The 20,591-nt window shown below is 48.3% G+C and carries 18 protein-coding genes; 9 read left to right on the forward strand and 9 right to left on the reverse strand.

Annotated elements, in window-relative coordinates; genetic code table 11:
- Positions 1-65: 65 nt before the first annotated feature.
- The 3 genes from EH198_RS15155 to EH198_RS15160 form a co-directional block, all read right to left on the reverse strand.
- A complete protein-coding gene (locus EH198_RS15155) occupies positions 66-1,514 on the reverse strand; it encodes a PQQ-dependent sugar dehydrogenase (RefSeq protein WP_124696352.1) in 1,449 nt (482 codons plus the stop codon).
- Between the two features lie 622 nt (positions 1,515-2,136).
- Positions 2,137-2,226, reverse strand: a complete 90-nt coding sequence (locus EH198_RS24910; protein WP_246014343.1) for a putative holin-like toxin — start codon at positions 2,224-2,226, stop codon at positions 2,137-2,139.
- Between the two features lie 211 nt (positions 2,227-2,437).
- A complete protein-coding gene (locus tag EH198_RS15160) occupies positions 2,438-3,310 on the reverse strand; it encodes a LysR family transcriptional regulator (RefSeq protein ID WP_124696353.1) in 873 nt (290 codons plus the stop codon).
- 124 nt (positions 3,311-3,434) lie between these two features.
- On the opposite strand from EH198_RS15160, the gene EH198_RS15165 reads away from it, so the two are divergent.
- Both EH198_RS15165 and EH198_RS15170 read left to right on the forward strand, forming a co-directional pair.
- A complete protein-coding gene (locus EH198_RS15165) occupies positions 3,435-4,343 on the forward strand; it encodes a DMT family transporter (protein ID WP_124696354.1) in 909 nt (302 codons plus the stop codon).
- A 22-nt stretch (positions 4,344-4,365) separates the two neighbouring features.
- Positions 4,366-4,809, forward strand: a complete 444-nt coding sequence (locus EH198_RS15170; RefSeq protein ID WP_246014345.1) for an NAD(P)H-dependent oxidoreductase — start codon at positions 4,366-4,368, stop codon at positions 4,807-4,809.
- 88 nt (positions 4,810-4,897) lie between these two features.
- Here EH198_RS15170 and EH198_RS15175 read toward each other — a convergent pair whose 3' ends face one another.
- On the reverse strand, positions 4,898-5,641 hold the full coding sequence (locus EH198_RS15175) for an SDR family oxidoreductase (RefSeq protein ID WP_124696355.1): 744 nt from the start codon (positions 5,639-5,641) through the stop codon (positions 4,898-4,900).
- A gap of 192 nt (positions 5,642-5,833) precedes the next feature.
- On the opposite strand from EH198_RS15175, the gene EH198_RS15180 reads away from it, so the two are divergent.
- Together EH198_RS15180 and EH198_RS15185 are read left to right on the forward strand one after the other, a co-directional pair.
- Positions 5,834-6,412: a TetR/AcrR family transcriptional regulator gene (locus tag EH198_RS15180; RefSeq protein WP_221621530.1), complete on the forward strand. Its 579-nt coding sequence runs from the start codon at positions 5,834-5,836 to the stop codon at positions 6,410-6,412.
- 100 nt (positions 6,413-6,512) lie between these two features.
- A complete protein-coding gene (locus tag EH198_RS15185; protein WP_124696356.1) occupies positions 6,513-6,818 on the forward strand; it encodes a hypothetical protein in 306 nt (101 codons plus the stop codon).
- Between the two features lie 153 nt (positions 6,819-6,971).
- Here EH198_RS15185 and EH198_RS15190 read toward each other — a convergent pair whose 3' ends face one another.
- Positions 6,972-10,334, reverse strand: coding sequence for a hypothetical protein (locus EH198_RS15190; protein WP_124696357.1), 3,363 nt, complete (start codon positions 10,332-10,334; stop codon positions 6,972-6,974).
- A 557-nt stretch (positions 10,335-10,891) separates the two neighbouring features.
- Between EH198_RS15190 and EH198_RS15195 the strand changes: the two genes are divergently transcribed.
- From EH198_RS15195 to EH198_RS15210, 3 genes are all read left to right on the forward strand, one after another.
- Positions 10,892-11,278, forward strand: a complete 387-nt coding sequence (locus tag EH198_RS15195) for an iron chaperone (protein ID WP_124696358.1) — start codon at positions 10,892-10,894, stop codon at positions 11,276-11,278.
- A gap of 225 nt (positions 11,279-11,503) precedes the next feature.
- Positions 11,504-12,157: a M48 family metallopeptidase gene (locus EH198_RS15200; RefSeq protein ID WP_124696359.1), complete on the forward strand. Its 654-nt coding sequence runs from the start codon at positions 11,504-11,506 to the stop codon at positions 12,155-12,157.
- A 209-nt stretch (positions 12,158-12,366) separates the two neighbouring features.
- Positions 12,367-12,639: a zinc ribbon domain-containing protein gene (locus tag EH198_RS15210; protein WP_124696360.1), complete on the forward strand. Its 273-nt coding sequence runs from the start codon at positions 12,367-12,369 to the stop codon at positions 12,637-12,639.
- Positions 12,640-12,976: 337 nt separating this feature from the next.
- Here the strand turns inward: EH198_RS15210 and EH198_RS15215 are convergent, their stop codons facing one another.
- Together EH198_RS15215 and EH198_RS15220 are read right to left on the reverse strand one after the other, a co-directional pair.
- On the reverse strand, positions 12,977-14,341 hold the full coding sequence (locus EH198_RS15215; RefSeq protein WP_124696361.1) for a nitrogenase component 1: 1,365 nt from the start codon (positions 14,339-14,341) through the stop codon (positions 12,977-12,979).
- A 30-nt stretch (positions 14,342-14,371) separates the two neighbouring features.
- The gene (locus EH198_RS15220; RefSeq protein WP_124696362.1) at positions 14,372-15,895 is read right to left on the reverse strand and encodes a nitrogenase component 1; all 1,524 of its coding nucleotides are present in this window, start codon (positions 15,893-15,895) and stop codon (positions 14,372-14,374) included.
- Positions 15,896-16,114: 219 nt separating this feature from the next.
- On the opposite strand from EH198_RS15220, the gene EH198_RS15225 reads away from it, so the two are divergent.
- Positions 16,115-16,342, forward strand: coding sequence for a hypothetical protein (locus tag EH198_RS15225; RefSeq protein WP_124696363.1), 228 nt, complete (start codon positions 16,115-16,117; stop codon positions 16,340-16,342).
- 100 nt (positions 16,343-16,442) lie between these two features.
- On the opposite strand, the gene budA is transcribed toward EH198_RS15225, so the two are convergent.
- Together budA and alsS are read right to left on the reverse strand one after the other, a co-directional pair.
- The gene (budA, locus tag EH198_RS15230; protein ID WP_124696364.1) at positions 16,443-17,159 is read right to left on the reverse strand and encodes an acetolactate decarboxylase; all 717 of its coding nucleotides are present in this window, start codon (positions 17,157-17,159) and stop codon (positions 16,443-16,445) included.
- Positions 17,160-17,177: 18 nt separating this feature from the next.
- Positions 17,178-18,872 (reverse strand): acetolactate synthase AlsS, encoded by a 1,695-nt coding sequence (gene alsS / locus EH198_RS15235; RefSeq protein WP_124696365.1) that lies wholly within the window; start codon positions 18,870-18,872, stop codon positions 17,178-17,180.
- 282 nt (positions 18,873-19,154) lie between these two features.
- Here alsS and EH198_RS15240 point away from each other — a divergent pair, with 282 nt between their 5' ends.
- Positions 19,155-20,576, forward strand: a complete 1,422-nt coding sequence (locus EH198_RS15240; protein ID WP_124696366.1) for an NAD-dependent malic enzyme — start codon at positions 19,155-19,157, stop codon at positions 20,574-20,576.
- Positions 20,577-20,591 lie beyond the last annotated feature (15 nt).

Below are 20,591 nucleotides of genomic sequence, written 5' to 3' on the forward strand. Positions count from 1 at the left end.
TCCCACAGACAAGGGAAGGCACGAGAGAGCAGGATTGCTCTCTCGTTTATTTTATATTTTATGAATCATGGAACAATTTCAAAAATAGTACCTTGGTTTAAATCAGTCACGTTCATAGAGCCATAAACCCCTAAATATAGTCTGGTTTGATCCAGATTCGTTCCCAAACTGGCATAATAAGCTGATTGAGACCCAAAATTATAATCGGTTTCAATAACACTAAAATCACTTAGTTTACAATCTGGTCTTACCCTGGTATAAGCTAAAACCCCTCTATTCGGAGGTTGAGATTCTTCATCCCGGGCAAAATCGGTAAACACAACGCTTCCAGTTAAATCGGGAATTCCATTTCCCATATATGACTGGACTCCCGTAAGTGCAGTTCCTCCAAACTTACCCGGCCTTGGATCTTTATGAAGATAACTAGTTAGAGGCTGAAGACGCTGCACTGAAGTTTTTACTGCATCATTGTAATAAGCAATTGTTTTCTCATCTAAAGTTGGATTTCCAGAGCAGCCCCTTATAATCGAAGTAGGAAAAGCACCTTCCCACCCTCGCCAGCCAAAGTTAATAAATCCTTCTTGGTCAGGTTCAGATTTCATTAAAGAAGCTTGAATAAGCTGAGGAACCGGTATTGATTTATAATGAACGAATGAAAAAATCGACTCTACCAGATCCTGTCCGACAATTCCTACATATTTGATATACTGGTTATAAAACCTTTGAAATGAAATGCCCGGTATATTACGAACCCCTTTGGCAATTACCGTAAGCGTTTCCTGAATAGGTGCGGGAAGTTCATTAAAACGTGTAACTACCGGTGGATTATTGATAAATGTATTCTTAGCTACATCAATTTCAATTATTTTACCGGCGATTTCCATATCATCTTGGCTTGAATTAAATGGATCATAGCCTGATCCACCATCTCCGGTTGTTAAAACAAGTTTTCCTGTTTCAGGTGAAAAGTTTAGGCTATTGACACCATTATGATTAAAAAATGGTCTTCTTAAATTAAGTAATGTCCGCCGTTTTTGAGGTTGACCATTCGATTGTAAAATCCATTCTTCAACTGTATCAATATGATCATATTGAATTTCTCTATTTACCCACTTTAAGTTTAAGGTTCTGGGGTCACACGGGTTAGGCTTGAAAAATTCAGGAAGACCTTGTCTTGAAACTTCTGAACTAGGAAGAGCACCTGGACCTTGTGTTCCAGCTACTGAATAATGAAGATAAAACAGACCGTTATAATAAAATCCGGGATGAAACGCTAGCCCTAGCAATCCCCGTTCATCATATCTACCACCAGAAAAACCTAGTTTTATGATTCGCGGGCGAATATCTAAAAAAGTCCTTATAACTCCGTTTTTAATGTAAAAGATCTCTCCTACCTGTGTTGCAATAAATAATCTTTCCATTGAGTCACCCGGAAGTATAGCTGTTTTCAAAACAGTAGGTAAATTTATCTTACCAACAATGGGCCGTAAACTAACTTTAACTTTTTTTAACAACTAACTTTACACTCCTTCATATTCTTTTCTTTATAGGAATATGATTAGAACTGTTCTATTAGTACCAAATTGGGTCCGGGGAACCTGATGAGGTATTGCACCATTTTCCGCACCAGAGTCTTAAGAATCCAGGGCGGTCATTGGGGTCGTGCCTATATTTGCACATTATCAACACAATCGAAGGCAATCGTAGTATGTTCGGGCTTTATGCATGGAGTTTAAACCTAAAATTCAGTAACCAACACTCAAGCCATGTGGAAAGCGTGGCGAAGTTGGTGCGGAATTGATACAATTTGCAAAGTCCTTTCTGCTGATACAGCCTGCTGGAAGTAACAACCACAGTGGTTGGAAGCGCCTGTTGATGTGAATCTGATGTGAAAAAGCAAATAAACGCCAGTAAATGGCGATAATAATTTAACCCAAAAGCGGATCCTAGCACCGGTTAACAGAGTTAACCGTGTTAACATTTGTTGCCCCCTGTGGTATACTCAATTCAGAAACAGCGTACAATGCAAAGAGAGCCGTGCTGGTAACACGACTCCCCGAGCAACAGCCGCTTTTAAGGGCGGCGGCTTACAAGGCAGGCCTCACGAAATAGACCGCGACCTTTGACCAGGGCGGTCTATTTCTTTTTGAGGTAAGTCAGCAGAGCCAAAATGAACATGCCGAACATGAACATCAGAGACAACGCTTGATATACCTCCATTGGCATCACCTCCCTTCCGGGAGATTAGCCGACCGCCCATATCAGCCTTTCTATTGCTTCTGCGATTATAGCACGAGAAGGATATTTAAGGAATATACTCGTACATGTGTACTGATGTGAAGAAGCCTTAATAAAGAAAGTTTACTCACTTGTTTTTCAAAGGCGCGGATTAGATAATCCGCGTCTTTTTCTATGCTTCTTAGGTTAATGTTACTTGCTAAGCCCCGCTCAAAAACGCCTGAACATATTTAACAATTTTTCTCGCTGCCGGGGACATGGATTTCAAGGATGGGGCCGCGATGCCGATGGAGCGGTAATGGTCGCCTTCCAGGTCAAGAATGCGGATATGGCTCGGGACTTGATGCAGCACCATTTCGGGAAGGATGCTGATTCCCATACCATTTTGGACCATGGAGATAATCGCCTGGTCATCTTCCAGCTCGAATTTAATGTTGGGGGACACATGGTTTTCTTTGAGTATCCGCCTTGCATCGTTATCGCAGCTTTTCTTGGGCAGGATGAACTGCTCTTCTTTGATTTGTTCAAAACGAACCTCATGATGTGCGGCAAGAGGGTGTTTCTCGGGAACGATCAGCACCATACGGTCTTTTTTCAATGGAATGACTTCAAATGACTTCGGTGCGGGCAGAGAGAGAAAGCCGAAATCAACGGCGCCGCTTGCAATCCAGTGCTCGATATCTTCATAGCTTCCTTCCAGCAGTTTCATTTCTATGGAGGGGTGGCTTTCTGCAAAATAACTCATGATTCTTGGCAGCCACTGAATGGATACGCTCGCAAACGTGCCGATACGCACCGTTCCGGCTTCCAGCCCGTTGATATTTGCAATTTGCTGCTTCAACAGCTCGTTCCCTTTTAAAATTTCACGGATGTAGGGCAGGATCAGCTCTCCGCTGCTCGTCAGATGGACTCCTGCACGCCCCCTGCTCAGTATAGAAAATCCCCACTCCGATTCCAGACTGGCAATGGCATGGCTGACGGCAGATTGGGTAAAACCAAGTTCCGCCGCAGCTTGAGACAAGCTCCCCAATTCCACAACCGCCTGAAAGATCTCATACTTGGCCAGTGACATGTTCTCATCACCCTATTCGTATTATTTTTTTTCAACTAAGGCATTAATAACATTCATTTTCTTTATATAAAATGTACACGTATACTTCGAAGTAAGCAATATCTCATGCCGAAAGGAAGTATTTATGAACACTCAGCTCAAAGCTAATCTTATGCTGTTAATCGTGACTATGTTTTGGGGCTCGTCCTACTTGTTTATGAAGATGGGTCTGACAGATGTACAGGAATTCAACCTGATTGCCTTGCGGTTTGGACTGGCTTTTATTTTATCCGGACTGGTATTTCACAGGCGCCTTATTCATGCCGATTTTAAAACGGTGAAATATGCCTTTTGGCAGGGCACGATTTTATTTCTCGTATTCGCCTCGATTACGTTTGGCGTAAAATCCACATCGGCTTCCAATGCCGGATTTCTGGTTAGTTTAACGGTCGTATTTGTGCCGCTGTTGCTGGCTGTACGGTATAGAAAGATGCCCGAAAATAGAGTTATTCTCGGAGTGTTCTTAGCTTTGACAGGCATAGGCTTCTTAACTTTAAAAAATCAATTTATGATTAATTCCGGGGACTTCTTGTGCATCTTAGGCGCGTTGATTTATACGATCTACATCGTCGTTACAGGGAAACTGACCAAGGGCGTGGATTCCATTACGCTTGGCGTTCTGCAGCTGGGGTTCGCGGGAGCCTGGGGACTGCTATTCTCCGCTTCGCTGGAACGGCCGCAGCTTCCGGGCACGGCGGACGCATGGGTTTCGGTTTTGGGATTAAGCCTTTTTTGCAGCGCATTTGGCTTTATCGTCCAGACGGCAGCCCAGAAATATACGACGCCAACCCATACAGGACTGCTTTTCTCATTGGAGCCCGTTTTTGCGGCATGGTTTGCGTTTGCTTTTGCGGGGGAAAGAATGAGCATCCAGGGCTATGCGGGAGCCGGTCTCGTGCTCTTGAGTGTAATAATTACCCAGATCGATTTTAAAAAGGGGTTAAGAAAACCGGGGTTCCATACATCCAATGCAGAGTCCAAACTAACTCCATAGAAGGCTGAAGGAGATGAACAGAATGAATGTGCTTATTGTCTACGCCCACCCGGAGCCGGAGTCATTCAACGGAGCATTGAAGGATCTGGCCGTTGCTGCTCTGACCGAGGAAGGTCATCTGGTTCAAGTGTCCGACCTCTATGCGATGAAGTTCAAGGCGGCCGCGGACCGCGATGATTTTCTGATGCCGGTGAACCCGGATTTTTTCAAATACCAGCTTGAGCAGGGACATGCTTCGAGAACAAACACCTTTTCCCCGGATATTAAAGAAGAGCAGGAAAAGCTGCTTTGGGCCGACTTTGTGATCTTTCAATTCCCCCTGTGGTGGTACTCGGTCCCTGCGATTCTGAAAGGCTGGTTCGATCGGGTGTTTGCCTCGGGCTTTGTGTATGGCTTCAAAATCTTTCCGCGATCCCTTCTATTCCATATCATCCGGCTTCTCATTATGATGAGCATCACCAATTGAAAATGAAGTACAGATAAAAGACCGTCCGCTCATGCCTGGCATGGGGTGGGCGGTCTGTTTTTTGTGAGGTGCTTTTCAGAATAAAGGTTTAAATTGCTTGCAAGGTCGGTCTGATCGTAATCTCATTAACTCCGCTGTCTTCGGGTTCATTTATGGCGAATGCAATCGCTCTGGCGACACTGTAAGGGGAAATCGCCATCCCGCTGCTCTGATTCACCATTTCCTGGTATTCGGAAGGCAGGCTGCCAATCGCCGTATCCGTCGCGGTCATTCCCGGGGAAATATTGGTGGACCGAATATGAGAGGATGGCGATTCCTCCTGGCGCAGCCCTTCCGAGATCGCCCGGACGGCAAATTTGGTGGCACTGTATACCACTGTACTCGGAATGACCTTATGTCCCATCAGCGAGGAAACGTTAATAATATGCCCGGATTGCTGTTCTCTCATGGTCGGCAATACCGCGGCGATGCCGTACAGAACGCCTTTGATATTTACATCGATCATTTGATCCCATTCCTGGATTTTTAGTTCATTCAGCGGGGAATTTGGCATAATTCCGGCATTATTTACAAGAACATCGATCCGGCCATACTGCTGCAATGCGAATTGAGCCAGCTTTTGCATATCTTCCGCTGAAGTCACATTGGTTGGCATATAGACCGCCTCGCCGCCTTCCTGTTTAATGTCGTTCACGATGCTTTGCAGGCGATCCTCTCTTCTTGCGGCGAGTACGAGCTTTGCTCCGTTCTGGGCCAACAACTTGGCGGCAGCTTCTCCAATTCCGCTGGATGCTCCTGTAATGATGATTACCTTAGATTTCAAGTTTTCCATTCGTTATCGCCCCTTAAAGGAATTTATACAGCTTTTGATGCAGTTGAAATCATTCAACGTTTGTTGATTATTTAACGTTCATTGATTATTATTATAGAGAGATGCGAAGGGAATTCAATCGCTAATACAAGCGTTTCTGTCAGATATACAACAAATATACTGAAAGTGTTGATTAAAGGAGGGGCTATCGAAATGGATACCGCAACCAAAATGGACAGACGAATCCTGAGAACGAAAGAATCCATTAACACGGCGTTTCTTGAACTGTTTGCTGAGAAAGAATTCGATCGCATCACCATCAATGATATTTCGGAACGGGCCAACGTGAACCGGGGAACGGTTTATCTTCACTACATGGATAAATATGACCTGCTCGATAAATGTATTGAAAACCACTTGAACCAAATGGTCCGTTCCTGTACGTTCACCAAGTTTATTCAGGAAAAAGTGGGGGAGATGGAGTCGATTGAGGCGCTGAAGTCCTTGTTTGTTTATTTCGAGCAGAACTTTCTGTTCTTTTCTTCCATGTTCGCCAGCAGGCAAACTACCATATTCCGGGAACGCCTGTTGCAGATCCTTTCAGTCACCATACAGGAAAAGCTCGATATGCAGGGCATCAATCAGGGGATGGATAAGGAACTGATTGTCGATTTTACGGCTTCAGCCTTCGTGGGAACGGTAGAACATTGGATTCGGAATCAGATGCCGCATTCCCCCCAGTTTATGGCCGAGCAGGTGTGGAAGCTGTTTGAACGAAATAATATTTCTTAAGTCCTTGCCGCCGGCGGCCGTGCGATGATAGAACCTTGGGCTGGGTATCTGCATAGGATGGAACGAATGATTATGAAGCTTTTTTACGGAGGTTATGTACATGAATGTTCAATATCCGGCCATGCAGCAACAGGTTCTTTATCAGGCAGAACCGAGCAGCGTACAGACTTTAAAATCCATTCAGGATCGTACCCATCACATCTGCAAAACGTATATCAATCGGCGCGTTCGTATTCAGACATTGTCAGGCCATGTCCATGAAGGCGTAATTGTAGGCTGCGACGACCGACTCCTTTATTTAAGAATTTCGAAGCCGGGAATCCATCGTGCTTTTTACGGGCCTAGTGATGAAGCCATCCTCACTTTAGTTCTCTTTGAATTGCTCGTCATCGTTTTGTTATCTTAAGGAATGGCAAGGCGCCAAGTTGACAAGATTAATCTTGTAGTAAGCAGGAGAATAAACGGCCAGTAACTTCTAGGCGCGCCGAAGACGGGGGGAGCATAAGCTCCCTCCGGTTCATCCGGCTGCTTGTTAACTCTCATTAAATGATGCTGAAAATTACATATTTACGGTTGCCGTGTTCGAGTAAGCGGACATTCCTCCTGCATTGACGGCCGCTATCCGGTAGGTGTATTTATGACCGGGCAAGACAAATCGATCTGTGAAGCTGACGCTGCCCAAATATCCCAGTCCAATTACGGTGTAGGCTCCGCCATTATCAGAGCGTTCGATCACAAAACCGGTCTCGTTATTGGCATTGTCTCTCCAGGTCAGACGGACTCGTAAGCCGGTTAGCCGTATTGCAGTCAAATTGGATGGAGCCGCCGGCGGCTGAACCTGATTAGAAATAACCTTCACGACATTGGAAAAGCCGGAGTCGACTGTCATCGTTGGGAAACCGGGAGTGGCGGTGTCGCCGACAGTGTTGGAGGCAACCACACGGTAGTAGTAAGTGTTGATACCGATACCGATTGAATCGGTGTAAGAAGTTGAATCGGCCGGCAGTGTTGCTAAAGTAGTCCACGGGCCAGAACTGCTGACTGCTCGCTGAACAGTGAAGCTAGTCTCGTTTGCGGAATTGTCCGTCCAGGCTAAAACGACACGCTTGTTGAAGAAGGAACCGATAAGATTGGCTGCGAGACTGGAAGGCGCTTTTGGCGGTACGGCAAATGCTATAGCATGCATCATATCCATCTCTTCGTGAGCTAGAATATGGCAGTGATACACGTATTCCCAACCAAAGTTCACATAATGGTTAGTAATCTCGTTAATTGGATTTCCCAACGGATCGAACCATCCTACAGGCGGCGGTGGTGTCAGCACAGCGCCCTCGGGCATTGTCGGGTCGATCAGACGAACACTGTTTGGTACCTCGAATGGCACCTGTGCAGGGGAAGGGATACTGGGTCTGAGCGCAATGATTGTGTGCTCAAGCGGGTTTACTCTAAAGGTTTCCTTCCAGCCCAGTTCATTAGGATCAGGCGGCAGCATAGCTCCGTCCCAGGCGACCCGGTTAATGAGCTGTGCAGAAAACAGGTGAGTGTGAATGGTATGGGTATCGACGCCGTTGTGAGTGATTTTCCAAATCTGGGTTCCATCATGAAGAGAGCCAATCGGAGTCGCATTAAGATTTGCTGTGCCCTTGATAATTTCAACGGGCGGACTGGCATAGCCATAGACTACGAATTGATTTAAATTTGAGCTCGTGACGGGGAATTCCAGTCCAAGCATGCCGCTCATCCGCCCATACCCCGTGTCGTAGACTTCGCCCATCTCATCTTGCAAAGCCTTCGGTTCGATCTGCAGGGTAACAGGCGGCTGAAGAACTCCGCTCGCGTCTATCGGACTAAAGGTTTTGGAGAACTCTTGAAGCTGCACGTAGGCGCTGGCTGCGTCTGCAGGCAAGTTATTAACGTTATAGGCAGAGTTGTAGGCAGCTTGTGGGATAATGATCGGATCATGGGTCGCTTCAAAGACACCTCTTTTTGTATCAGTTTTGGAAAACGCTGTTTCTAGCGCAGAGATGTCATACGAAGGTGCGGGAGCGGAAGCGGCCACTCTGATCTGCATGATCGTGCGGGTGTTGGGACCATAGCCAGGCTTCGTGGACGGCGCGCCACCCTCGGCAGTCTGGTCCGGATTGCCCGTGTAATAGTCATAGCGCGGATCGGAAGCCGGGAAAGCTGCGGGAGCATCGTTGTAAAGAATAAGGGTCTTCCCGGCATACTGGGAAAAGTCAACGATGACATCTGCTCGTTCTGCAGTTCCGATCAGAAGCGAGTGCTGATCAACATTTCCGAAGTTGAAGTTTGTCGCATTCAGGTTCCATGTGATCGGCTGACTGGGTATAACCACAGGTGCCGGGAGGAACCCGCCTTCGGTGCCGATTTGAATCCAATCCGGTCCTTTCAAGGCAGGATCGGGCACGCCGCTAGGCCAGTCTGCGGGAATACCCGGTGTTCCACAAGCGGATACCATCTTGACTTCTGTAGCATATCCCGTGTCAGGCGAGATATAGCCGGAAGAATCGGCTACATACATTTGCAAATTAAAGAAACGGTCATCGGCGGCATTGAGGATGCGGAAACGGTAAGCCTTGGGCTCCACTTCCAGGTAGGGGTAGGCCGTACCATTGACAAGCGGGGTGTCCATGAACGCTTCACCCGGCATCGAGGGGTTAGGCGTAGCAGGCATCATTGGCGGCTGCTCGGGTGCATTTACTGGATCATAGTAAGGGTTCGGAATCGGTCCATGCTCTATATTCGTTGTCGGCGGCCAGAACCACGGACCGTACATCCATCGGCCAAACGCGTTTGCCCCGCTTGGGTCCCAGGGATTCTGGGCCGGGCTGTAGACATGAGGATACCAGAGGTCGCCGGTATTAGGTGTCCGTGGCGTTGTTCCCCATGCCCATGTGGGATCCGTACTCAGGATGGTGCTGGCATCAACGAAAGTTTTGTCCTGGATAACCAGGGGGATTCCAAGCTCGGGAAGAAGCTTTTGCAAGCCCGGATTCACACCGGTTGTGTTGGTGCCGTGAATAAGATCCTGTTCAACCTTGTCTGTCAATAGATAAGCTGCGGCTTCTCCGGCGTAGACATTAAGGCGAGTAATACCATAGGAGTGATCATGATAGAACATTAGCCGTGCACTTTGTGCATTGGTGTAGTACAAGGTCTGTATACCATCGCGGGGATCGTCTGCATTCTCCATATCAGGGACATTTACTACACTGACGCCCTGGGGATAGGGAGTGTCTTCTCCCGCCGGGGTAATCCACTGATGGGGTGTCCCGTCGCTGATCCAGACCGTATTATTGCCATGGAGATGGATGTTGGCGCGATTTTGTGTGTAATCCATCGGCATGGCATCCATGCCTTGAGGTCCCATCCCCGCCCCCATAACGGTTGTATCCACTGGGAGGAAGATATTGCCTTCGGCTCCGGTAGGAAGCAGATTATGGAACTTGATACGCACCGGCACATCACGGGCGGCGATAATGGCAGGCCCCATATAATGGGGAGCATCCACTCCATAAGCTTGAGTACCATCACCTTTTACAATCGGTACACCATTATGGGTCAAAGCAATATGCGCACCGGGAACGACCGCTGTAGATAATTGCACGTAGCCTCTGAGCGTGGTTTGCGGCAGATCCGAGTGCATCTTTTCTTTAAACTCGACCACGGCAATTTCGTAGTAGTCAGAACCCGGATAAGTCTTCGTATCGGGGACAGCAATCGGGATGTACTGGCCTAAAGCATTTTTGCTGCCCTGTCCAAGTCCCGGCATTGCATCAATAAATTTTCTAAGCGGCGGACTGTAAGCCCAGTTGGCGGTACCGAAGTAGTCCGGAATAAGATATCCTGTGTTCGGATATGGTACAAGAGCTGCCTGGTCCAAAGATTTTTTTGTCTGCATTTTTCTTCTCCTTATAGAGGTATTTATGAAGCAATGCTAGCAATGATTTTTACTTCTCAATATACTATTCCTTACGCAAACAAGTAGTTTGTGCGTGAATCATCATACATGATAATTGGTTCTTCACCCTGAAGTTGGTTTTTTTACTGATAACAAAGGTGATTGTTTTGGGTGGGGATTTATGTAAGGACTCCGAACTGCGAATCAATAAAGGGGCGGATGATGGTGTGGCGATTTCCTGGGGATGATTCCGCTTGCGCTCATTGTCGGCATGATTTACATTAAGGCAAGAAGGCTTGTTCCCATAATGACTGTTGCAGACGTATTAACCCTTTCTATGTAACCATCACCTTAGCATGTGGATTGCTGCTGAAAGGACGATTATTCCATGACCCCTATCAATGCATACATGACCATTTGAACAGGAACGGGCTGCAAAATGATCGGCGTGCCCTTGCTTTAGAAATGTACCGTTTTGATAATCCGGTTTGGCCGGACGAAGCCGGAGTGTACATTCCTCTAAGTGAGGACAAACCCAAGAAAGGAGAATGATTCCCATGAAAGAAAAAATCACTTATGGTTCAATCGATGAGTATATTTCAACCTGTGCTCCTGAGGTTCAGGACATTCTGCAAACGTTAAGGAAAGTGATCCAAGAGTCAGCGCCGGACGCGAAGGAAAAGATCAGCTATCAGATGCCTACATTCGAGCTCCATGGCAATCTTGTGCATTTTGCGGCGTTCAAAAAGCACATCGGTTTCTATCCGGCCCCGAGCGGAATTGAAGCGTTCAAGGAAGAATTAAAGGATTATCACAAATCGAAAGGAACCTTGCAATTTCCCATCGGTCAGCCGCTGCCCTATGACCTCATAAGCCGAATCGTGAAATACCGAGTTGAAGGCAACATTGCTAAGGCAGAAGCTAAATCGAAAAAGAAGAAATAACGGATCAGAGTTAACAGTACCCTCCGCCGTCTTTCCCCCTGGAATGCTTCTAAAATACCCCGTTTTAATTGGCTCCACGCCAATTTGAAACAAAATGAAAATTAATGAAAGAAACTGAAATATTTTACGTTCAATATAATGCTAACCTTTATGGAAAAATTAATATCTGCTAAAATCGGAATAATGTAAGAGCCAGAAATAACCGGATTAGAAACGATGGTGGTTATGAAAATTGAATTTGAAAATAATATAATAGAGTTTAATGTTCAATATGGAAACAGAAAGAAGCTCTCGCTTCATATAGATTTGTTAGGTCTCATAACTGTTAAAGTCCCCAAAGATACAAGTGAAGAGATGATTAAAAGTGCTGTGGAACGTCATGGTAAATTAATATTGGAGAAATTGCATACCCTTGCGAAGGCTCGGGAAACCCCTAAGCCCAAAGAGTATCAAGATGAAGGGAAGTTCCTTTATCTTGGGAAAGAGTATTTTCTGCATGAGTTAATAGAGACCAGGGGTTTAAATGAAGAAGAGCTTAAAAAAAACCTCAAGAAGTTCTATTTCTCAAGCTGTAAGAAGATCGTAGGAGAACGGATAAACAGTTATCAAATACAACTGAGAGTAAAACCCAAGACCGTTGAGGTGGTAGAGTCCAGAACCAAGTGGGGCAGTTGCAGTTCAGATAAAAAAATAACCTTTAATTATCGTCTGGCAATGGCTCCAATGGAAGTTATAGATTATGTAATCATCCATGAACTATGTCATCTCATTCATATGAATCATGATAGATCATTTTGGAGACGTGTTGGAAGTATTATGCCGGATTATAAAGAAAAGCAGGAATTTCTAACACGGTACGGGCATGCTATGACGCTTTAATGGGCATTGGCAGCGTTTTGTTCGAAAGGTCCATGGATTGGCTGAATTCATTTGAGTCCATCGGCGACCGGTTTATCTTCGTCTCAAACGGAAATGATCCTGCGCTGAAATTTTATATGGGCAAAGGATTCAACATCAGCCACCAAATACTGGACGGATTCATAACTGTGCTAAGGAATACATAATCTTGATGAAAGATTGAAGGGACGATGAAGTTGGATAAAGCCTATAAAAATTGTCAAAGCTGCGGCATGCCGCTATCCCGCGACGAGCAACGGGGTGGTACGGAGCGAAACGGAGACAAAAGCAATAAATATTGCAGCCACTGTTACCAGAATGGCGAGTTTACGCTGCCTGACCTGACGGCGGAGCAAATGAAGGCTAGAGTGAAGCAAAAGCTGGTGGAGATGGGGTTTCCGAAATTTCTGACAGGCCTCTTTACCGGAAACATTCATAAGCTCGAACGATGGCGGCGGTCTTGATTAATCGCAAGGGTAATCCAGACCGCCCCTTTTTTTTCCAGGGCTTGCGCTGAGTAATTGTTTCGCTTGTGGAATGTATTGTTAGAAATGAACTCCGGAGTGAAGGGCATTCCTTCTCCGGGGGTTTTTATTGTCAGGAGGAACTGTTGGAGAGAGGGCGGTTCTTGGTAATGATGGTGCAGAACAGGGCTTCCTCCGGAAGGCTCCGAAGGAAGCGACGACGGCTTACGTGTAGTGGTGCAAGCGCAATATAGCGAAGAGCCTGCAGGCTTCGGGAGAACCGAACACTCCGCAAGCATTGCCCGGCTGGTTCCATCAGCAGCGCCATGACGGAGAGCTATGCGCTGGCGCTTATAGCGACAGTGAATATTTTCTCAATAAGCTGCAATGCGCCTCTGTATCCGATGTAGCTTTTGTTCAGAACCACTTCATAGGACGCCGGAAATCCGACTTCGACGATGTTGCCCTTCAGCGCCTTGGCCGTGTCCCTTTCCCATGTTGTTCCAAAAATAATCGGGGGCTTATGCCCGAAATCAGTCTCTCTCAATAATTTGCCGACGATATAGCCATCTTCAACAAAATCGACAGTGGTGGCGACATCATGAGCGAGCTTTTGATATTCTTGAGCGATGGCTTCTCTATATTTTTCCGGCGCATTATCGGTGATGATTTGTCTTTTGGGAATTAAGCCGAGCTGATTCACCAGAAACTTGTTTAAGGCCAGATTGTACGTGCTGTCCCCGACTACGGCATAGGTTGCCGGCAGTCCCCACCAATATTCGGCGTAGAAATCATTGAAATGCTCCAGGTAATAATAGTATTCTTTTTCTTCCTGCTCGATAAACGACTCGGCTGTTGCAGGGTCAATGCCCGCGTACTCAACGACCTGTCTAATAAATGCAGCTGTTTGCCCCGCACCGATCGGTAACACAGGGATGTGTAAATACGGCTGATTGTACTTTTGTTCCAGATGCTTGGCCGTTTTCAGCCCGAGCCATGGCGAGACGACCAGATTAAACTGGGCATGGGGGATCGTCTTCCATTCCTCGACACCGGCCGATTTGCCGCCGAACAAAATATTGACCCTGAAACCGGCGCCCTCAAGAATTCGCTTCAGTTCGGACAAGTCCCCGCGCCAGAATGTATTCTGATACGGCAGTTCCGACCAGACATTAATCAGCCCTTTTTCCCTGTGGTCCTTGTTAAGCGTAAATTTATCAACGTATTGATCAATGATGGCTGTCGTTATGATCTCATGGCCGACGAAGTTATTGCCCTTAAAGCCGCCGGTTTCGGCATACACAATGGGGACTCCCTGCTTCTGATATTTACTGACGACCGCTCCGACATCATCCCCGACCAATTCTCCGATGCACCCGTTCAGCACAACAAACAAGTCGCCCTCTATGATCTTTAGAGTGGATTTAATTAATTCGTCCAAGCGCTTCTCGCCGCCGAACACCACTTCTTTCTCACCGGCATTGACGCTTGGAGAGACCGAGCCTCCCGAATACCCACTGCCCTGAAAGCCGTTGTAAAAGGCCAGGCTTGTGTATTGCTTGTCCATGCAGCCCGGTCCGCAGTGGCCGATGGGAACGGCACCGGGAATCGATACGACGCTGTACAGGGCTCCGACGGCACAGCCGTAGCGCACTTGATTGATTGAATTGGTCTGCCCGTGCTCATTTTTGGTAACAGCCATGGTAGTCTCCTTTTCTATGAAAATCGTTGTTTACGCATCGATCAATTCCGGGTGCTTGGCGAGAATGTAGGGGTCTTTTTGTTCAAGCCACCACTGCTTGTAGGGGAGCTTTGCGTGCTTTTTCAGATCATCGTGAAATTTTTTATGGGCGAGAATGTCCAGAATAGCTTCACCCAGATTAACGATGCCTTCATAGCCGATCGCGATATGTTCATCGCCCAGCGGGGCTGCGGGGATGCCGAGCTTGGAAGCCAGCGGCGCGAGACCGTTATGTCTGATCAGGATAAAATCCGGCTTGACCTCCTGCAGCAAACCGTAAAATTGATACTGCTGCCTGTTGCTCACATTAAACGACGGGACCTCGCCGTAATGTTCAATCAGGTGCCCCAATGAATCCTCCCTGGCATCGCCGCTGTCATAAACGGGATCATGGTGGAACACGAGCGAGCCGTCCACCTGAATATCCAGCTCTCTCAGTACTTGAATCAGTCCGTGGGCGTAAGCGGAGCCTGTAGCTACGTATCCTTTTAAGCCCTGAAGCTTCTTTTTGAGCTCGGCGATCTTTGGCTTCACTCTGGCGTGTTCCTTCGCGATGTACTGCTCTACAAGCTCTTCCCGATGGGTGACTTTGCCGAGCTCGCGAAGCCATGCATCGGTTCCGGCGAATCCGTAGGGCATCGGAGCTTTGACTTCGGGTACGCCAAATTCCTGCTCCAGCGCCGCCGCCATATACGAAGAGAGCGTATAGCAGAAGCCCACGGTTGCCGCCGCTTCAGACAATTGCTCGAGATCGGAGACGGAAGCCATATCCACAACATAATTGACTCTTAGATTAAGCTCTTTGAACATAGGGGTAAAAATATCCGAACCCCAAAGACTGATGACATTGACGAGATCCTCTTGCTTTTTCGTGCTTTTTTTCACAATCTGTCGCAAAATGCCATGCTGGGTCGCGTCAAAACCGGTACTCCAATGCTTTGATCTGAATCCTTCACAGAAAAGAGGAATGACGGGAATCCCCAGCTCCTCTTGTTTCTTCCTTGCAACACTTTCAATATCTTCGCCAATGATCCCGGTAGGGCAAGAGGTTCCTATGAAAATGGCTTTGGGTGAATACCTTTCCCAAGCATCGTCAATGGATTGCTTGAGTTTGCCAAGCGCGCCAAACACCATATCCGTCTCCTGCAGGCTTGTATTGATAATTCTAATATTCTCGACTTTATGGCCTCTCATGGCCAATCCATTGCGGTAGATTGAATTATAGGGAACTTGTCCGGCGCCGCAGCCGATAGGTGAATGCTGGATCAGCACCGCATCTCTGACATTGCCTGCCTGACATTCAACCATTTGCTCACTGCATACCGAGCCTTGAGTGAAAGGTCCTTTGGCTTCACACAGCCGGCATCCATCCTTATTGGTTTTACATCCGCTTCCTCTTTGCTGATAGCCTGATTGCGTGTGCAGATCCGATGCTGTTCCATTCCATGCGATGATTGTGCCGAGCCGCCGCTCGCGATTCTGAACTTCAGTCATCTTCAAATTGATCTTGCCCATTCGCTATCCATCCTCTCTTATCTCATTTGACGCCCGGTGATCTGTAATGGCAGTAGTCACAGTAATATTTCATACTAAATAGCTAGGATTTATATGTAATGACCAAAGTATATATTTATGTTCATATTCTGTCAATATTTCCTATGGATTATTTTGTAAAAGGAAACCCAGCCGCTTCCGATTGCCCGCAGCCATAAGGCGGAGGTCGGCGATGAAATATTGGCCTTGGGCAGTCCGCTGGGACTGGAGAAGAAGACCGGCTACATTTCCGTTGGGACCCTATCGGCTGAGAAACAGGAAAGCGGAGCCCTCGTTACCGTCGATATTACGGCGGAAGAACGCCGTCAGACGGGAACCGTGTACCAGACTTACCGGATGAGCTATTCGGTGGGTTATGAGAACGGCAATCTGAAGATTTTGCATGGGAAGGGCCGGAAGGTCGAATAAAAAAGGGCCATAGCCACGCTTTTTCAGGGTTGAAAAAGCGTGCTATGGCTTTAAGGTCAGCATTGTCGGAATTGAAAGATGGGTATTGCGTCGGCAGTTCTCAGTAAGAGCCTTCGGCGATCATGATATCACGCTCCAGATCGGCGACAGATAAATCCGCCTTCAGATAAAAACTATCATGCGGCAGCGCCAATTGAAAGTCAGTGCCGCTGCAAATGGAAATCGTACCTTTTTCCAGCACAAAGTCCAGAACATGCCCCCCTCCATTGCGGGCATCGTTGATAAAGTGCAAATGATAGCCTGCCGCTCCGATCCCTTGTGCAAAAGCGGGGGTCCAAAAACCGGCAATGACGCCGCCCACATCAGAAAAATGGAAAGAAGGCTGCGACTTGGTGACTTCCACAAACGGAGGGTACGGCTTGTCTTGATGCGGGACGGTGCGGGTGTGCACCTCACGGAACCGGCCGTCGATTCGAATCGAATGAAATAGATTAGGGCTGGACAGAAGATTATCCAGCACGTGTTCCAGTTCTTGACGGGTTACTGTCCGGTTTAGCGGATAGGTCTGCTCCGGTTCGAAATAGGTCACGGTGGAGAAAGGCGTGCTTTCGTCAAGGCCGACTTTTTTGGCGCTTCCGTCAGGATATAAATGATAAAATTGTCCGTCAAAAGCGATCATTTCTCCGTCCAATTGATGAAATGTTCCTATGCCGAAATCGCCATGTTCTTTCAATTCTCCAAAGGTTACGGTTCCATCATACAAACCGCTTAGCAGCGCAATCATAGTCGAGGCTTGATATATGACGTGATTTTCCATTTAGCTCCTTCTCCTTTGTCAGTTTATTTTATCCGGCAGCAGCTTTTCTCCAAGTTTCACGCTGTCTCTGTAATCAATCGGGATATCGACGACCACGGGGCCGATTTGATCGAGAGCGCAGCGCAGCACTTCTTCCAGTTGCTCCGGCCGATTGACCCGAAGCCCTACCGCGCCGAAGCTTTCGGCGTATTGGACAACATCAATGCTGCCAAAGTCTACACCTGAGGTTCTGCCATATTTAACCATTTGCTGAAATGCAACCATATTATAGGCGCCGTCGCTCCACACAAAATGAACGAGCGGAAGCTTCAGGCGGACCGCCGTCTCCAGTTCCATCGAGGAGAACAGAAATCCGCCGTCTCCGGATATGGAAATGACTTTCTCGCCCGGACGCACGAGTGAGGCGGCAATGGCCCAGGGCATCGCTACACCGAGAGTTTGCATGCCATTGCTGAAGAGCAGACGGCGGGGTTCATAGCAGCGGAAATAACGCGCCATCCAGATATAGTGCGAACCGACATCGCAGGTGACCGTTACCTGATCGTCAATCAGTCTTCGCAAGGTGGTAATAAAATCCAGCGGGTGCACAAGCTCCGAGTGGGGAGAGCGGACGTCAGTTCCGTCCTGATCCAGCTTCTGTTGCAGTTCTTTCAGCAAGGAGAGCGATTCGGAGGGGAGTAAAAGTCCTTTCAAATGCGGGGTTAATGCTTCGAGAGTTAAAGCGATGTCGCCGATCAACTCGATTTGCGGCTGATAATTATGGTCAAAGTCCGCTTGACGGTTATCCAGGTGATACAAATGCCGGGCTCCCTCCCGGTTCCAAAGATGGGGATCATATTCGATCGGATCATAGCCGATGGTAAGGACCACATCGGCTTCTTTAAGCAGAAGATCGCCCGGCTGATTGCAGAAGAGTCCGACTCTTCCCAGAAAATGGTGTTCCAAATCGCGTGAGATGACGCCGGCGGCCTGAAAGGTTTCGACGACCGGAATATCGGTACCGCGGATCAAATTCCGGATGGCGGAGGTCACTTCCGGTGAGCTTGCCTTCATGCCCAGCAGGAGGACCGGCAGTTTAGCTTTGCGGATATTTGCCGCGACGGCATTGACAATGGGAGAAGGAGCGGCGCCAAGCTGAGGAGCGGTCACCGGCCCAAATGTGAAGGTTTCCGCTTCGCCGAGGAGCACATCCATCGGCAAGCTGACGAATGCCGCTCCCGGCTGGGCCGAGGAAGCTTCGCGGAACGCATTAGTAATCGCTTCGGCGACATTGTCGGGGTGCTCCACTTCCACGCTGTATTTCGTAACCGGCTTAAATAGTCCGGCATTGTCCATGGATTGATGGGTATGTTTCAATTGGTCCATGCGGGATACGGCTCCCGCGAGAGCTACGACCGGGTCGCTTTCGGAATTGGCCGTTGCCAGTCCCGTAACCAGGTTGGAAGCGCCGGGACCGGAGGTCACAAGGCACACCCCCGGTTTGCCGGTTAACCGGCCGACGGCTGCCGCCATAAAAGCGGCATTCTGCTCATGCCGACACACGATAAGCTCGGGGCCGCGCTCTTGCAAAACATCAAATACGGAATCGATTTTGGCTCCGGGAATTCCGAAAATGTACGGAACCCCCTGTGAAATCAAACTGTCAACAACCAGATTGGCACCATTTGTTGCGGCTATCGCTGTAGAGATTTTTGAATTTGTTTCCGTACTCATCCTATCCAACTCCTTGTCTTTGAAATATATGAAAATGCATTTCATTTTCCTTATTTCCATGTATATACAGAAAACGCAATGCCATCACCTATTATATTACCAAAAAAAGTAAAATCAAGCGAAAATTTTTAAATATCGAGTGGTAAAATAGTAATTTATTAACATTTACTATTGAACTTTATCATGAGAGACGATTGGGGTTTTGAAAGGGGGAGTGTATCCAATGCCGCCGGTGTCTGTGGTATAGTGGAAGCAGGAGTCACAGGACAAAGGGGGCTTACAATGACGATTTCAACAACGATGATTATCCGGCTGGATATCGAGAAGTCGGTCGCTTCTTTCGGGGATGTTGCTTCCGGAATTGCCGGGGCGGGCGGGGATATTGTCGCCATAGATGTCATCCGCGCGGGCAGGGAGGTAACGACCCGGGACATTACGGTAAATGTGCAGGACGCCGGCAATGAGGAGATCATCCGCGTGCTGTCGGGTATGCCCGGGATTAAAGTGGTCAATATATCCGACCGGACGTTCCTGGCCCATCTTGGCGGCAAAATCGAGGTCACCCCGAAGCTGCCGATCAAGAACCGCGAGGACCTGTCCCAGGTCTATACGCCCGGGGTGGCGAGGGTCAGCATGGCTATCGCAGAGGATAAATCGAAAGCGTATACATTGACGATGAAACGCAACACGGTTGCGGTTGTGACGGATGGGACGGCGGTGCTCGGTCTGGGAGACATCGGGCCGGAAGCGGCCATGCCGGTAATGGAAGGCAAAGCGATGCTGTTCAAGCAACTTGCCGGAATCGATGCTTTTCCGCTCTGTCTCGATACGAAAGATCCGGATGAAATCGTCAAAATCGTCAAGGCGGTCGCCCCCGGCTTCGGCGGCATCAACCTGGAGGATATCTCCTCGCCCCGCTGCTTCGACATAGAGCGGCGGCTGGCGGAGGAGCTTGATATCCCCGTCTTCCATGATGATCAGCACGGTACGGCAGTCGTCGTTCTGGCGGGACTGCTGAACGCGCTCAAAGTGGTCGGCAAGCCGTTTGAGACGGCGCGAATCGTCGTTGCCGGAATCGGCGCCGCGGGCGTATCCATCTGCAATCTGCTGCTGTCCGCCGGGGCGGGGCATGTCTGCGCGGTGGACAAGGAGGGTATCCTCTGTAAAAACATACCCTACACCAACGAAGAATGGCGGCAGCTTGCCGAGTCGACAAATCCGGAAGGAATTACAGGTCTGCTGGGAGAAGCGGTAAAGGGTGCGGATGTGTTTATCGGGGTAGCCGGCGCCGGCATCCTGACCGTCGAGCATGTCCAAAGCATGGCCCCGGAGAGCATCATCTTCGCGATGGCCAATCCGATTCCGGAAATACAGCCGGAGCTGGCGGAGCCGCATGTGCGCGTTCTGGCGACGGGAAGAAGCGATTATCCGAATCAGATTAACAACGTACTCTGCTTCCCCGGCATCTTCCGTGGCGCTCTCGACTGCCGGGCCCGGACCGTCAATCTGGAGATGAAGCTGGCGGCCGCCCAGGCAATCGCGGCGGTGGTTCAGCCCGATGAACTGAACGAGCTTTACATTATACCCAGTATTTTTAATGAAAAAGTGGTTGAGCACGTGCGCGGCGCGGTCATCGAGGCGGCGATCCGAACCGGATCGGCTCGCCGGATACCGCCGGATTTTGCGGGGTGGCACGAGAAATAAAAAGCGGGACAGATC

Origin of the sequence: Paenibacillus rhizophilus (assembly GCF_003854965.1) — a bacterium.
In the GTDB taxonomy this organism is placed as follows: Bacteria; Bacillota; Bacilli; order Paenibacillales; family Paenibacillaceae; genus Paenibacillus_AQ; species Paenibacillus_AQ rhizophilus.

Coding starts and splice junctions, on each gene's coding strand:
- EH198_RS24910 (WP_246014343.1), bottom strand. CDS start 2,226: ATGCCAATGGAGGTATATCAAGCGTTGTCTCTGATGTTCATGTTCGGC.
- EH198_RS15160 (WP_124696353.1), bottom strand. CDS start 3,310: ATGTCACTGGCCAAGTATGAGATCTTTCAGGCGGTTGTGGAATTGGGG.
- EH198_RS15165 (WP_124696354.1), top strand. CDS start 3,435: ATGAACACTCAGCTCAAAGCTAATCTTATGCTGTTAATCGTGACTATG.
- EH198_RS15170 (WP_246014345.1), top strand. CDS start 4,366: ATGAATGTGCTTATTGTCTACGCCCACCCGGAGCCGGAGTCATTCAAC.
- EH198_RS15175 (WP_124696355.1), bottom strand. CDS start 5,641: ATGGAAAACTTGAAATCTAAGGTAATCATCATTACAGGAGCATCCAGC.
- EH198_RS15180 (WP_221621530.1), top strand. CDS start 5,834: ATGGATACCGCAACCAAAATGGACAGACGAATCCTGAGAACGAAAGAA.
- EH198_RS15185 (WP_124696356.1), top strand. CDS start 6,513: ATGAATGTTCAATATCCGGCCATGCAGCAACAGGTTCTTTATCAGGCA.
- EH198_RS15190 (WP_124696357.1), bottom strand. CDS start 10,334: ATGCAGACAAAAAAATCTTTGGACCAGGCAGCTCTTGTACCATATCCG.
- EH198_RS15195 (WP_124696358.1), top strand. CDS start 10,892: ATGAAAGAAAAAATCACTTATGGTTCAATCGATGAGTATATTTCAACC.
- EH198_RS15200 (WP_124696359.1), top strand. CDS start 11,504: ATGAAAATTGAATTTGAAAATAATATAATAGAGTTTAATGTTCAATAT.
- EH198_RS15210 (WP_124696360.1), top strand. CDS start 12,367: ATGAAGTTGGATAAAGCCTATAAAAATTGTCAAAGCTGCGGCATGCCG.
- EH198_RS15215 (WP_124696361.1), bottom strand. CDS start 14,341: ATGGCTGTTACCAAAAATGAGCACGGGCAGACCAATTCAATCAATCAA.
- EH198_RS15220 (WP_124696362.1), bottom strand. CDS start 15,895: ATGGGCAAGATCAATTTGAAGATGACTGAAGTTCAGAATCGCGAGCGG.
- budA (WP_124696364.1), bottom strand. CDS start 17,159: ATGGAAAATCACGTCATATATCAAGCCTCGACTATGATTGCGCTGCTA.
- alsS (WP_124696365.1), bottom strand. CDS start 18,872: ATGAGTACGGAAACAAATTCAAAAATCTCTACAGCGATAGCCGCAACA.
- EH198_RS15240 (WP_124696366.1), top strand. CDS start 19,155: ATGACGATTTCAACAACGATGATTATCCGGCTGGATATCGAGAAGTCG.